Annotated in this window: 11 protein-coding genes; 5 read left to right on the forward strand and 6 right to left on the reverse strand. The window is 69.6% G+C overall.

Annotated elements, in window-relative coordinates; translation table 11 throughout:
* Positions 1-8: 8 nt before the first annotated feature.
* From HPA02_RS00440 to HPA02_RS00460, 5 genes are all read right to left on the reverse strand, one after another.
* A complete protein-coding gene (locus HPA02_RS00440; RefSeq protein ID WP_146800754.1) occupies positions 9-821 on the reverse strand; it encodes a 2-keto-4-pentenoate hydratase in 813 nt (270 codons plus the stop codon).
* Positions 822-835: 14 nt separating this feature from the next.
* Entirely contained in the window at positions 836-2,302 is a 1,467-nt protein-coding gene (locus HPA02_RS00445) for a 2-hydroxymuconic semialdehyde dehydrogenase (protein ID WP_146800757.1), read from the reverse strand.
* 98 nt (positions 2,303-2,400) lie between these two features.
* Positions 2,401-3,369, reverse strand: coding sequence for a LysR substrate-binding domain-containing protein (locus HPA02_RS00450; RefSeq protein ID WP_146800759.1), 969 nt, complete (start codon positions 3,367-3,369; stop codon positions 2,401-2,403).
* Positions 3,370-3,378: 9 nt separating this feature from the next.
* A complete protein-coding gene (locus tag HPA02_RS00455) occupies positions 3,379-4,848 on the reverse strand; it encodes a protein adenylyltransferase SelO (RefSeq protein WP_146800761.1) in 1,470 nt (489 codons plus the stop codon).
* Positions 4,849-4,933: 85 nt separating this feature from the next.
* The gene (locus HPA02_RS00460; protein ID WP_146800763.1) at positions 4,934-5,806 is read right to left on the reverse strand and encodes a LysR substrate-binding domain-containing protein; all 873 of its coding nucleotides are present in this window, start codon (positions 5,804-5,806) and stop codon (positions 4,934-4,936) included.
* A gap of 106 nt (positions 5,807-5,912) precedes the next feature.
* On the opposite strand from HPA02_RS00460, the gene HPA02_RS00465 reads away from it, so the two are divergent.
* The 5 genes from HPA02_RS00465 (at position 5,913) to HPA02_RS00480 (ending at position 11,189) form a co-directional block, all read left to right on the forward strand.
* The gene (locus tag HPA02_RS00465; RefSeq protein ID WP_146800765.1) at positions 5,913-6,794 is read left to right on the forward strand and encodes a DMT family transporter; all 882 of its coding nucleotides are present in this window, start codon (positions 5,913-5,915) and stop codon (positions 6,792-6,794) included.
* 528 nt (positions 6,795-7,322) lie between these two features.
* Positions 7,323-9,026, forward strand: a complete 1,704-nt coding sequence (locus HPA02_RS00470; protein WP_146800767.1) for a sodium:solute symporter family protein — start codon at positions 7,323-7,325, stop codon at positions 9,024-9,026.
* A gap of 55 nt (positions 9,027-9,081) precedes the next feature.
* Entirely contained in the window at positions 9,082-9,210 is a 129-nt protein-coding gene (locus HPA02_RS18320) for a putative transporter small subunit (protein WP_222593964.1), read from the forward strand.
* Positions 9,211-9,307: 97 nt separating this feature from the next.
* Positions 9,308-10,693, forward strand: coding sequence for a DNA-3-methyladenine glycosylase 2 family protein (locus HPA02_RS00475; RefSeq protein ID WP_146800769.1), 1,386 nt, complete (start codon positions 9,308-9,310; stop codon positions 10,691-10,693).
* Positions 10,683-11,189, forward strand: coding sequence for a methylated-DNA--[protein]-cysteine S-methyltransferase (locus HPA02_RS00480; RefSeq protein WP_146800771.1), 507 nt, complete (start codon positions 10,683-10,685; stop codon positions 11,187-11,189). Before HPA02_RS00475 ends, HPA02_RS00480 begins: the two co-directional genes overlap by 11 nt.
* Positions 11,190-11,194: 5 nt before the next feature.
* On the opposite strand, the gene HPA02_RS00485 is transcribed toward HPA02_RS00480, so the two are convergent.
* Positions 11,195-12,886, reverse strand: coding sequence for a methyl-accepting chemotaxis protein (locus tag HPA02_RS00485; protein WP_186809891.1), 1,692 nt, complete (start codon positions 12,884-12,886; stop codon positions 11,195-11,197).
* Positions 12,887-13,101 lie beyond the last annotated feature (215 nt).

The following is a 13,101-nucleotide window of genomic DNA, read 5'->3' on the forward strand; positions in this document are numbered from 1 at the left end:
CGCTCCCCTCACTGTGACTGGGCGAAGGCGGCGGTCACGCTGCCCAGGCCCTGGATTTCGGCGTGGAAGACATCCCCCGGCGCGGCGGCCACCATGGGCCCCAGGGCACCGGTCAGCAGGACATCGCCGGCACGCAGCGGCTCGCCGAAGCGCGCCATGGTGTCGGCCAGCCAGACGGCGGCATTGAGGGGGTTGTCGAGGCAAGCGGCCCCGGCGCCCACCGAGACCGGCTCGCCGCGGCGGGTCAGCTTCATGCCGCAGCGCACCAGATCGAGGGCCTCGAGCCTGACCGGGCGACTGCCCAGCACGAAGGCCCCGGAGGAGGCGTTGTCGGCGATGGTATCGGCGAGGCGGATATCCCAGTCGGCGATGCGACTACCCACCACCTCGATGGCCGGCAGGGCGAAGTCGGTGGCGCGGATCAGGTCGGCCAGGGTGTGGCGCTCGTGATCGAGGTCGCGGCCCAGCACCAGGGCGATCTCCGCCTCCACCTTGGGCTGCAGCACGGCCTCCGCGGCGATCGGCTGGCCGTCGCCCACCGCCATGTCGGCGAAGAGCACGCCGAAATCGGGCTGATCGACCCCCAGCTGCTGCTGCACCGCACGCGAGGTGAGGCCGACCTTGAAGCCGACCCGGCGGCGTCCTTGCTCGCGGGCCAGGCGGGTGTTGTGCTGCTGGACGGCGTAGGCCAGGGCCACCGGATCGGCACCGGCCTCATCGGCCTGGGCGGCGGCGATCAGCTCGCGCACCGGGGCGCAGGGCCGGCCCGTGGCCTGGGCCTGGCGGAGGCGCTCGGCGGCCTCGATCAGGGCAGAATGCATGAGAATCTCCTCGCTCACGGGTTGACGCAGATGGTGGTCAGTTCGGAATAGAAATCGAGGGAGTGGCGGCCCCCCTCGCGGCCCAGGCCGGAGAGACGGGCGCCGCCGAAGGGAGTGCGCAGGTCACGCAGGAACCAGGTGTTGACCCACACCATGCCCACATGGAACCGGCGGGAGAGGCGATGGGCGCGGCCCAGGTCGCGGGTCCACAGCGCCGTGGCCAGGCCATAGGCGGTGCCATTGACCCGCTCGACCACCTCTTCCTCGCGATCGAAGGGGGCGATATGGCAGACCGGGCCGAACACCTCTTCCTGCACGCAGCGGGCATCGTCGGGCAGGCCGGTCCAGATGGTGGGTCGCACATAGGCGCCCTGATCGCGGGCGTCGCCGAACTCGGGCACCTCGCCACCGGTCACCACGGTGGCGCCCTCCTCGCGAGCCAGGTCGAAGTAGCCGAGCACCTTGTCGCGGTGCTGCCGAGAGATCATTGAGCCCATGTCGACGCCGGGCTCGTCCGGATAACCGATCTTCAGGCCCTCGGCCTTCTCCTTGAGGGCGGCCACGAAGCGCTCGAAGATCGGGCGCTCCACATAGACGCGTTCGGAGCACAGGCAGACCTGGCCGGAGTTGGTGAAGCTGGAGCGGGCCACGCCGGCCACCGCCGCCTCGAAATCGCAGTCGGCGAAGACCACGGCGGCGTTCTTGCCGCCCAGCTCGAAGGAGACGTCCCGCACCCCCTCGGCGGCCACCTTCATGATCTCGCTGCCGGTGCGCGACTCGCCGGTAAAGGTGATGGCGTCCACGTCGGGATGCGTGGTGAGAAACTCACCGGCGGAGCCCGGGCCGAAGCCGTGAACCAGGTTGAAGACCCCCTCGGGCAGGCCCGCCGCGTGAATCACCTCGGCCAGCAGGCTGGCGGTGGAGGGGGACTCCTCGGAGGGCTTGACCACCACCGAGTTGCCGCAGGCCAGGGCCGGCGCCACCTTCCAGGTGAGCAGCAGCATCGGCAGGTTCCAGGGCGAGATGATCGCCACCACCCCATGGGGCTTGCGCACCGTGTAGCTGAAGACATCGCTGCCGTCGGCGGCGCGCATCTCGAAGTAGTCGCCGCCGGACTGGCGAATCAGCTCGGCGAAGGTACGGAAGTTGTGCACCCCACGGGCGATATCCAGGCGCCGGGCCTGCGACACCGGGCGGCCGGTATCGGCCACCTCGGCGGCCACGAACTCCTCGAAACGGCCTTCGATGCCATCGGCAATGCGCATCAGCAGATCGGCCCGCTCGCTGGCGCTGGTGCGGCTCCAGGGGCCCGACTGGGCGGCCTTGGCGGCGGCCACGGCGCGCCCCACCAGGGCCTCGTCGGCCTCGCAGACCCGGCTCAGCAGGCGGCCATCGATGGGCGAGACATTGGGGAAGGTCTGGTCGGTGGCGAGAAACTCGCCGCCGACATAATTGAGGAGCTGAGGGGCTGGGGTCGACACGGTCTTCTCCGAAACGGCGTGATGGCTTGTTTCGGATCGAGTCTAACCAGACCTGATATTAACCGATAATAAAACTAGAGGCTTCAGATATTCCCAATTTAAATACCAGGGAGCAACGACTCGCCATCGGCCTCGCTCACCCGCTCCAGGCATTCGCGAAATAGCCGCGCCGCCGGCCCCAGTTCCCGCCCCGAGGCGAAGAAGCAGCCGATATCGCCGAAGATCAACGACTCGCCCAGGTCGAATTCCTTGAGCAACCCCGCCTCGGTAAAGGGGCGCGCCGCCTCCTGGGGCATCAGGGCGATGGTCTGCTGATCCTGCATCAGTGCCAGGTTGGTGAGGATGGAGAGGGACTCCACCACGTTCTGCGGCAGGCTCAGCCCCGCCTCGGCGAAGAGCCGGTCGGCGGTGCGCCTGAGCAGCGACTCCCGGGTCGGCAGCACCCAGGGGGAGCCCTGCAGGTCCGCCAGGCGCAGCGCCGACTCGCCATGCAACGGATGCTCGGCCCCCGCCACCACGCTGAGCCCCTCGTTGTAGAGCGATGCCACCGTCAACTCGCCGGCCTCGTCCCGCCATTGCCAGTCGTCGGGGATGCGCCCCACCACCAGGTCCAGGTCCCCCACCGCCAGGGCCGGAAAGAGCTGGTCCATCTGCCCCACCCGCAGCGAGACCATCACCCCCGGCGCCCGCTGCTTGAGCAGACGGATCGCCCTGGGCAACAGCGATACCGACGCCGAGATCAGGGTGCCCACCACCACCTGGCCGCTGGTGCCCGCCTGGAAGGCGTTGACCTCATCGGTGAGGCTGCGCAGCTCGGCGAGCAGCCCCTTGGCGCGCTTGAGCACCAGCTCGCCCAGCTCGGTGGACCTGACCCCCCGATTGCCGCGCACCAGCAGGGGCGCATCGAAGTAGCTCTCCAGGTCGTGGATCACCTTGGTGACCGCCGGCTGGGTCAGGTTGAGGGCCTGGGCGGCGCGCAGCATCGAGCCGCTCTGCACCACCTGATCGAGCACCATCAGCTGATGGAACTTGAGCTTACGGGCGATGGAGATATCGGTGTATTTCATGGCCTGGCCTCAGGTGCCGCAGAAGGTGCGGAAGACCCGCTCGGCGGGGGCCGCGGGCCGCGCATAGGCGTCGCGACCGGGCTGCGCGGCGAAGGGCTCGGCGAGTACCTGGCGCAGGGACTCGAAGGGGGCGAAGTCGTCGTCCTCCGCGGCGGCGATCGCCGCCGCCACCTGGTGGTTGCGGGGAATATACAGCGGGTTCACCGCCCTGATCCGCTCAGCGATGACGGAGGCGTCGACGCCCTCCCGGGTGAGACGCTCGCGCCAGCGGGGCAGCCAACGGCGCAGCGCCGCATCGTTCTCGAACAGTTCGAGCAGCGACGGGGCGTCCGCCTCGAGCGCCTCGGCAAGGTACCGGAAGCTCAGGGTGAAGTCGGCGCGGCCGGCGTGCAGCGCCTCGAGCAGGGCCTCGACCAGTTCCCGGTCGCCCTCCTCGTCGGTCATCAGCCCCAGCTTGGCGCGGAATACCGCCAGCCACTCGGCCTCGTAGGCCGGCTCGAAGGCCTGGATCAGCTCGGTGGCCCGGGCGATGCCGCGCTCCTGGTCGGCGTCGATCAGCAGCAGCAGGGTCTCTGCCAGCCGCGCCAGGTTCCACTGGGCGATCCACGGCTGGTTGCGATAGGCGTAGCGGCCGCCATCGTCCACCGAGCTGAACACCGTGCGCGGGTCATAGGCCTCCATAAAGGCACAGGGGCCGTAGTCGATGGTCTCGCCGGCGATGCTGCAGTTGTCGGTGTTCATCACCCCGTGAATAAAGCCGAGGCCCATCCATTGGGCCACCAAACGGATCTGCCGGGCCTGGACCGCCGCCACCAGGGCCAGGTAGCGCTCGCCCTCCTCCTGCTCACGCAGGCTCGGATAGTGACGCTCGATCACCAGGTCGGCGAGGGTCTTCACCGCCTCCTGGTCGCCCCGGGCAGCGAAGTACTGGAAGGTCCCCACGCGGATATGGCTCGAGGCCACCCGGGTCAAGATGGCGCCGGGCTCGGGCAGGCCGCGAAACACCCGCTCGCCGCTGGTCACCGCAGCCAGGGCCCGGGTGGTGGGCACGCCGAGGCGGTGCATGGCCTCGCTCACCAGGTACTCCCGTAGCACCGGCCCAAGCGGCGAGCGGCCGTCGCCGCCCCGCGAAAAGGGCGTTCGCCCGGCGCCCTTGAGCTGGATATCCCTAAGTCGTCCCTCCCGGTCGGAGACCTCCCCCAGCAGTACCGCCCGGCCGTCGCCGAGGCGCGGATTGAAGCCACCGAACTGGTGGCCGGCATAGGCCTGGGCGAGGGGTTCGGCGCCGGGTGGCACTTCATTACCGGAGAACCAGGCAGTGGCCTGAGCCTCGTCGAAGGCGGTCACATCGAAGCCCAGTTCCTCGGCCAGCGGGCGGTTGAAGGCAAACAGCCGCGGCGCCGCCACCGGGACGGGGGTGAAGGGCTCGTAGAAGTGCGCCGGCAGGCGGGCATAGCGCAGGGTGAAGTCGGGAAACATGGCGGGCTCCGCAATCGGACGATGGCGCTTACTCTACGGATGACCGCGAAGGCTGGCCACCATTCCCCGCCGCCCCCTCGATTCGTCAGCTCCCTTCGCTGCCTGGCGAGAGCTGCTCGCGGATCAGCTCGGCCAGGCGCCGGGCGGGCTCCGCGGGGCGGTGCGGCGGCCGATGCAGGGCCAGCTCCACGGCGGGCAGGGGCGGCAGGCCGCTGCTCGCCTCCAGCACCCGCAGCTCCGGCGTCAGCATGCTCCGGGTCACCACCACGATGGCCAGGCCCGCCTGCACCACCGGCGTCAGGCCAGCCATGGACTGGCTGGTATAGGCGAGGCGCCAGTCGCGGCCGGCGGCGGCCAGTACCTGCTCGGCCACTTCGCGGAACAGGTCCGCCCCCGGCGAGTAGAGCGCCAGCGGCAGGGGGTCCAGCAGCGACGGCTGCCGCCGGCTGCCCACCGCCCAGGCCAGGGGCTCGCGGCGGATCACCTCGCCCCCCGGCGAATGGCGCTGGCGGGTCACCAGGGCCAGGTCCAGCTCGCCCTGGCGCACCCGCCCCACCAGGTCGGCGCTGGTGGCACAGACCACCTGCAGGCGCACCTCGGGATAGAGCTGATGGAAGTAGGCGAACACCGAGGTCAACAGGGACGCATAGTCCTCGGGAATCCCCAGCGTCAGTTCCCCCACCACCCGACGGGTGCGCATATCGGCCAGCGCCTCGTCGTTGAGGGCCAGCAGGCGGCGGGCATGGCCCAGCAGGCGCTGGCCCTCGGCGGTAAAGCGGATGCGCCGCCCCTCCCGCTCGTGGAGCGCCACGCCGAGGGCCTCCTCCAGGCGCCGCAACTGCATGCTGACGGTGGACTGGGTATAGGCCAGGCGCCGGGCGGCGGCGGTCACGCTACCGGTATCGGCCACCGCCACCAGGGTGCGCAGCAGGCTCAGGTCGAGGGTCTCGGCACGCATCGATACATCACCAGCATTGATGAATTGGATCAAAAAAGATCGATTTTATGATGAGTATGGAACGGATAGGCTGCCATCGTCATCATCCCCGGCAGGAACCCCGACCATGCAGACAGCGACTCCCGCACGCCATCACTCAACCTGGCAGGGCCCCGCCGCCGCCGGCCTGGCGGTGCTGCTCTGGGCCCTGGTCCCGCTGCTGGCCGGCCTCGCCGAGACGCTGCCGCCGCTGCGCCTGGCCTGCCTGGCGCTGCTGGGGGGCGCCCTGGCCACCCTGCCGATGGCCCGGAGGCGGGCCCGGACGCCAACCCTCGACGGCGCGTCCTGGTGGCTGGTGCATCTCGGCATGCCGCTGCTGATCGTCGGCGCGGTGGGCGCCTGCTTCGCGGCGCTACGCCTGGCCCCGGTAGCCGAAGCGGCGCTGATCACCTACACCTGGCCGCTGCTCTTCCTGCTGGCCGGTGAGTGGCTGACCCGGCGACGCCTGCGCCCGGCGACCCTGGGCGGGAGCGCCCTGGCCTTCGCCGGCGCCGCCCTGCTGGTGGCCCCCGAGGCCCTGGCCGGCGGCCTCTCCGGGGCCTGGGGCGGCTATTTGCTGGCCCTGCTGACGGCGCTCTGCTGGGCGCTCTACTCCCTGGCCTGCGGCCATCCCGGGCTCGGCCTACGCCACCGCCTGCCCCGGCTGCTGCTGATCGCCAGCCTGCTCACCGGCGCCGCCAGCCTGGCCCTCGAAGGACGGATCGCCCCGCCGGATCCCCGGGCCCTGCTGGCCGCCGCCGCCCTGGGCCTGGGCCCCTATGGCCTGGCCATGCTGGCCTGGGAGCATGCCCTCCAGGATCCCCGGGGCCGGCGCCTGGGCCACCTGGCCCATGGGGTGCCGGTACTGGCCACGCTCTTCCTGGTGATGGCGGGCATGACCACGGCGGACTGGCGCCTGCCGCTGGCGGCGATGCTGGTGATGGCCGGCAGCCTCGCCGCCAACCGCTGAACGCGTTTCACGACACTGGGCGACATTCCCCTCCCAATCTCGACCGATTGGACATTTTACCGCGAGCTCAGTAGGGTATGGCCCCTCGGGATCACCAACAAGGCTCACAATCGATCCCATGCGGCCCCATCCGCGGGCCCCTGGTCTTGCCTCACCGCAGACTGGATCACCGTACCTTCGACTGACCGTCGACGACGCCATCGAGAGAGAAGGAATCCATGTCGCGCCACTATGCCGATGAGGGCCGGTGCATGCCGCGCCGCCCGCCACCCAGCCTCCCCTTCCCGGGGTAACGCCTTCTCCAGGGCGCCAACTGCCGTGCTCGCGCGCTAGGCCAGGTCCAAAAACTGCCTGCGCCGCGGTATCGCTCTGCCGATCGCCCTCCGAACCGGCCGTCCGAACCGGCCGTCCGTACCCGGCCGTTGATGCCCGCCCGAGGCGTGCCCCGTCATGACATCACCGCGATAGGCGTGTCGATTCGCTCGACACGCCCCGATCGCCTCCGTTTCATCGACCGAGGGACTGCCCTTGAACAGCGAATCGCTTTATCAATTCTCGACCCCGACCGTAATCCTGCTGCTGCTGGCCTTCTATGGCGGCACCTACCTGCTGACCCTCGGCATCCGCAAGAAACACGAGGATGCCGATGCCTTTATGGTCTCCAATCACCGGGTCGGCTTCGGTATCGGCGCCGCCAGCATGACCGCCACCTGGATCTGGGCCGCCTCCTTCTACGCCGCCGCCACCTCCGGCTATACCTATGGCGTCTCGGGCCCCATCCACTACGGCCTGTGGGGCGCGCTGATGATCCTCTTCATCTACCCCTTCGGCCGGCGCTTCCGTAAGCTCGCGCCCAATGCCCACACCCTGGGCGAGCTGATCCATGCTCGCCACGGCAGCTCCAGCCAGCTGATCCTGGCGCTCTCCAACGTGCTGGGCAGCGTGATCAGCCTGATGGTCAACTTCACCGCCGCCGGCGCCCTGGTCTCGGTGCTCTCGCCGCTCTCCTTCCAGGCCGGGGTGATCATCGCCGGCGTCGGCGTACTGCTCTATACCCTGTGGTCGGGCTTCCGCGCCTCGGTGCTGACCGACTTCGCCCAGCTGGTGGCACTGATGGCCATCGCCGTGGTGATCATTCCTGCGGTCTTCTTCGCCATGGGCGGGCCCACCGAGCTGGTCGCCGGCCTCGACAACCTGACGCCCGAGCAGGCCGACTTCTTCTCCATGGACGCCATCCTCAACCAGGGCGCACCCTTCTTCGTCGCCGTGCTGGCCTACGCCATCGGCAACCAGACCATCTCCCAGCGCCTGTTCGCGGTGAACGAGGAGCACATCAAGCCGACCTTCCTCACCGCCACCGTCGGCTACGGGGCCATCGTCATCGGCCTCGGCATGATCGGCCTGATGGCCCTGACCCTGGGCGTCGAGCCCATGAACGGCGACATGAACAACCTGATTCCACAGATGGTCTCCGGCTACCTGCCGCCGCTTTTTATCGCCCTGTTCTTTATCCTGGTGATCGGCTCGCTCTCCTCCACCGCCGATTCCGACCTCTCGGCGCTGTCGGCGATCATGATGGCCGACGTCTACGGCAAGAACATCGCCCGCGGCCAGGCCGACCCCAAGCGCATGCTGCTGGTGGGGCGCCTGACCATGATCCTCGCCACCATGGTGGGCATCGTCTTCGCCAGCTTCTCGCTGGATATCCTGGTGATGCTGGTCTTCGTCGGCGCACTGTGGGGCGCCATCGTCTTCCCGGTGATCGCCAGCTGTTTCTGGCGTCGGGTCACCAACCAGGCCTTCACCACCTCGGTGCTGGTGGCCATGGTGCTGTTCTGCGCGGCGCGTTTCGAGCTGCTCCCGCTGAGCGGCGCTAGCGGCCTCTTCTTCGAGCTGCTCGCCAGCATCGGCGGTGGCGTGATCATCGGCCTGATGGTGTTCGGCTTCCTCGGCCGCACCGCGGGCTTTGTCGCCGGCGCCCTGGCGCTGGTCGCCATGCTGCTCTTCGCCACCGGTTTCCTGCGCGACTACACGGTGCTGCTGGCCTCGCTGACCGCCTATGGCGCCAGCACCCTGGTCTGCGTGGTGATGAGCCTGCTGAGTCGTCAGCCGGACTTCGATTTCGCCACCATCCGCGAGCGGGTCGGCGACTACGAGGCCACCCATGACGCCTCGCCCGCCGAGGAAGACGACGCCCTCCCCGCCGCTACCCGCCTGGCCGGCCAGCGCTGAGCGATCCCATGATGTCGCGGTGCCACCTGTCGGCACCGCCCAGAGGAGAGAAACGATGACCACACTCTTTGGCTTCTACGTATTGATCTGGCCCGCCCTGACCCTGGGCGTGCTGATCCTGATCTGCCGCGCCGTGCTACGCGACCGCCGCGAGGCCCGCCGCGAGAAACGCGAGCTGGTCTGATCACCTCCCGCCGGCCCTGATCCTTCAGGGCCGATTCCGGCCAGTCTTTCCCGGCGCAGGGCGTACACTGAGAGCAGATTCCGCCGAGGTCTTCGCCATGCTCGACCCCGCCCTCTGCCGCCAGGCCCGCCTGGCGCGGGACGCCCGCTTCGACGGCCGTTTCGTCACCGCGGTGCTGACCACCGGCATCTACTGCCGGCCGATCTGCCCGGCCACCCCGCCCCGGGAAGCCAATGTGCGCTACTACCCGAGCGCCCTGGCCGCCGCCGAGGCGGGCTTTCGCCCCTGCCTGCGCTGTCGCCCGGACAGCGCCCCGGATTCCCCGGCCTGGCGCGGTACCGCCACGACCCTGGAGCGGGCCCTGCGGCTGATCGACGAGGGCGCCCTGGAGCACGACTCGCTGGGCGCGCTCTGCGCGCGGCTGGGCATCGGCGAGCGCTATTTGCGCCGGCTCTTCCAGGAGCATCTCGGTGTCTCTCCCAAGGCCTATGCGCAGCATCGCCAGTGCCTGTTCGCCAAGCAGCTGCTCCACCAGACCCGCCTACCGATCGCCCAGGTGGCCCATGCCAGCGGCTTTCGCAGCCTGCGCCGCTTCAACGATGCCTTCCGGGCGCGCATCGGCCTGGCGCCCCGGGAGCTGCGCCGTCGCGCCGGCGACGCCGAGGAGGCGCTGACCCTGACCCTGGCCTATCGGCCGCCCTATGCCTGGCATGAACTGCGCGACTTCCTCGCCGGCCGCGCCATCGAGGGCCTGGAGTGGGGCGACGCCACGCACTATGGCCGCACCCTCGCCTGGGGCGAGGCCCGCGGTCACTTCACCGCCGAGCACCGCCCCGAGCGGTACGCCTTTCGGGTGCGCCTGGTGCTCGACGACCTGAGCGCCCTGGCCCCGGTGGTACGGCGCATCCGCCGGCTGCTCGACCTGGACGCCGACAGCGCCGGTATCGAGGCCCGGCTGCGGGAGGCCGCCCCGGGCCTGCCGCTGGTCGAGGGGCTGCGCCTGCCCGGCACCTGGGGCCCCTTCGAGGCCGGGGTGCGCGCCATCCTCGGCCAGCAGGTCTCGATCGTCGCGGCGCGGCGCCTGGTCACGGCCCTGGTGGCCACCCTGGGCGAGCCGGCCGGGGACGGGAGGCGCCACTTCCCCACCCCGGCGGCCGTCGCCGCCGATACGCTGGCCTTCCTCGGCATGCCCGACGCCCGCCGTGCCACCCTGCGCCGCTTCGCGGCCTGCTATGCTGGCGGCGAGGCGGGGGACGAGCCCCTGGCGTGGACATCGCTCAAGGGCATCGGCCCCTGGACGGCCCGCTACGCGGCCCTGCGCGGCACCGGCCACCCGGATATCTGGCTGGAGGGCGACGCCGGGGTGCGCCGCGCCCTGCCAAGGCTAGACGGCGCCGACCCGACCGCCGCCGCCCCCTGGCGCAGCTACCTGACCCTGCAACTCTGGCATCACGACCCACGGAGCCCAGCCCATGACCGCTAAGGCCTCTCTCGCCACCGCCCTGGACTACTACCGTCCCCCCGCCGCCGATGCCCTGGGGCTGATCCGCATCCGCGCCGATGCCACCGGCATCACCGAGATCGGCTTCACCCTGGACGAGGACGCCCCGCCCTGCCCCAATGAGCTGACCGAGCGGGCCAGGGCCCAGCTTGACGAGTACTTCGCCGGCACCCGCCGGGCCTTCGACCTGCCGCTGGCCCCCATCGGCACCGACTTCCAGCGCCGGGTCTGGGCGGCGCTGGCCACCATTCCCTTCGGCGAGACTCGCTGCTACGCGGAGATCGCCGAGCAGCTGCGCTGCAAGGGCGGCCAGCGCGCCGTGGGCGCCGCCAACGGTCGGAACCCCATCGCCATCGTGGTGCCCTGCCACCGGGTGATCGGCAGCGACGGCCGCCTCACCGGCTACGCCGGCGGCCTGGGTCGCAAGCAGTGGCTGCTGGCCCATGAGGCCGGTGAAGTGCCTTTCCTGCTCGAGTGAGCCGCCTAGAAGGCCTCCCACTCGGGTTCCCGGGTCGCCGCCGAGGAGGCGACACGGGGCAGGGAGGCGCTTGCCGCCCGAGGCGCCGCCGCGGCTAGCCTCGCCTCGGGGGCCACCGCCCCGTCCAGGTCGCCATCCCCCATGCGGAAGCCGCTGACCGCGGCGGTCAACAGCTCGGCCTCGGCGCCCAGCGACGAGGCGGCGGCCGCCGACTGCTCGACCAGGGCGGCATTCTGCTGAGTCACCCGGTCCATCTGGTTCACCGCGACGCTGACCTGCTCGACGGCCTGGGCCTGCTCTTCCGAGGCGGCATTGATATCGGTCATCAGCTCGGAGACCCGGCGCACGCTGGTCACCACCTGCTCCATGGCCTCACCGGCCTGCTTGACCAGGGTGCTGCCCTCCTTGACCAGGTCGCCATCGAGGGTAACCAGCGATTGGATCTCCTTGGCGGCCGCGGCGCAGCGCTGAGCCAGGTTACGCACTTCGCCGGCGACGACGGCAAAGCCGCGCCCTTGCTCACCGGCCCGCGCGGCCTCCACCGAGGCATTGAGGGCGAGGATGTTGGTCTGGAAGGCGATGCCGTCGATGACCGAGATGATGCTGCCGATCTTGTCGGCACTCGCCTCGAGCTCCTGCATCTTGCCGGTGGCACCTTGGGTCAAGGCGCCGCCATTATCGGCCAGCTCCCGGGCGTGGCGTGCCAGCTCGTTGGCCTGGCGAGTGGTATCGGCATTCTGCTTCACCGTCGAGGCCACCTGCTCCATGCTGGCGGCGGTCTCCTGCAGGCTGGCGGCCTGCTCTTCGGTACGCTGGGACAGGTCATGGTTACCGGAAGCGACCTCGCCGGCGGCGGCGTGAATGGCCCGCGCGGACGACTGGATACGCGCCACCAGCGCACGCTGCTGGGCCTGGGTATCATCGAGCGCCTTGAGGGCGAGCCCCAGCTCGTCCTGCCTGCCGATCTCGATGGCATTGTTCAGGTTGCCGGCGGCAATGGCATGAAAGTAGTCGGTCATGCGCGCCAGGGGCCGGGCGATGGCACGAATCAACAGCCAGCCCCCCAGGCTGGCGATCACCAGGGCCAAAGCGAGCAGGGCCGCCGTCAGGTAACGCATCATGTCGGATGTCGACTGGGCCGCGGCATGCTCTTGTTGCGCCACCTCCCCCTGCAGGGCGATCAGTTCCTGCAGGGTCCGGTTGGCGGCCATGAAGGCAGGGCGCACCGCCTCGATCATGTGCGCCGTGGCGCGCTCGATCTCACCGGCCTCCATCATGGCGATGGTCGGCTCGACCCCCTCGCGCACGAAAGCCCCTCGCTGATCGGCATAGCGCTGGGCCAGGGTGGCCTCACGGGGGGTCAGGTAGCTCGCCATATAGCTCTCCCAGACCCGCTCCATGGTGTCGAGGTTGTCTTGCACCCCTTCCAGGTAAGGCCGTCGGTTGGCACGAGCGGTGGCTGGGTCGGCGCTCCCCTCATGGGTCAGGCTGACCTGGTTGAGCTCGATGATGGCATCGCGCATCAGCTCATCGATACGAGCCAGCTGCTGAACCGGAATCATGCGGTCCTCGTAGATGGTCTTGGTGGCCCGGTCCATGGCGGTCATGCCGCGGATGCCCAGGCCTCCGACGATGGCGATAGAGGCGATCAGCAAGCCGATCAATAACGTCAGGCGGGCTTTGATGGTGAGGTTCATCCAGGGATTCCTTGGCGGGAGTGGGAGGGAGTCGGGCACATCGCCATGACGGTGGCGCTCCGGGCCGATTTTAATTATGCAAAACTTATACAAATAAATCATCCGCGTAAACAAATTCTTATCACCGCCGTGAACGAGGCCGTCGGCCCGCGGGCTAACTCCCGCCCTTCTGCTGTGGCACCATAAGTCACCCCGGCCCATCGCGAAGGAAGCGC

This window comes from Bisbaumannia pacifica (assembly GCF_007989625.1).
Taxonomy (GTDB): domain Bacteria; phylum Pseudomonadota; class Gammaproteobacteria; order Pseudomonadales; family Halomonadaceae; genus Bisbaumannia; species Bisbaumannia pacifica.

Coding starts and splice junctions, on each gene's coding strand:
- HPA02_RS00440 (WP_146800754.1), bottom strand. CDS start 821: ATGCATTCTGCCCTGATCGAGGCCGCCGAGCGCCTCCGCCAGGCCCAG.
- HPA02_RS00450 (WP_146800759.1), bottom strand. CDS start 3,369: ATGAAATACACCGATATCTCCATCGCCCGTAAGCTCAAGTTCCATCAG.
- HPA02_RS00455 (WP_146800761.1), bottom strand. CDS start 4,848: ATGTTTCCCGACTTCACCCTGCGCTATGCCCGCCTGCCGGCGCACTTC.
- HPA02_RS00460 (WP_146800763.1), bottom strand. CDS start 5,806: ATGCGTGCCGAGACCCTCGACCTGAGCCTGCTGCGCACCCTGGTGGCG.
- HPA02_RS00465 (WP_146800765.1), top strand. CDS start 5,913: ATGCAGACAGCGACTCCCGCACGCCATCACTCAACCTGGCAGGGCCCC.
- HPA02_RS18320 (WP_222593964.1), top strand. CDS start 9,082: ATGACCACACTCTTTGGCTTCTACGTATTGATCTGGCCCGCCCTGACC.
- HPA02_RS00475 (WP_146800769.1), top strand. CDS start 9,308: ATGCTCGACCCCGCCCTCTGCCGCCAGGCCCGCCTGGCGCGGGACGCC.
- HPA02_RS00480 (WP_146800771.1), top strand. CDS start 10,683: ATGACCGCTAAGGCCTCTCTCGCCACCGCCCTGGACTACTACCGTCCC.
- HPA02_RS00485 (WP_186809891.1), bottom strand. CDS start 12,886: ATGAACCTCACCATCAAAGCCCGCCTGACGTTATTGATCGGCTTGCTG.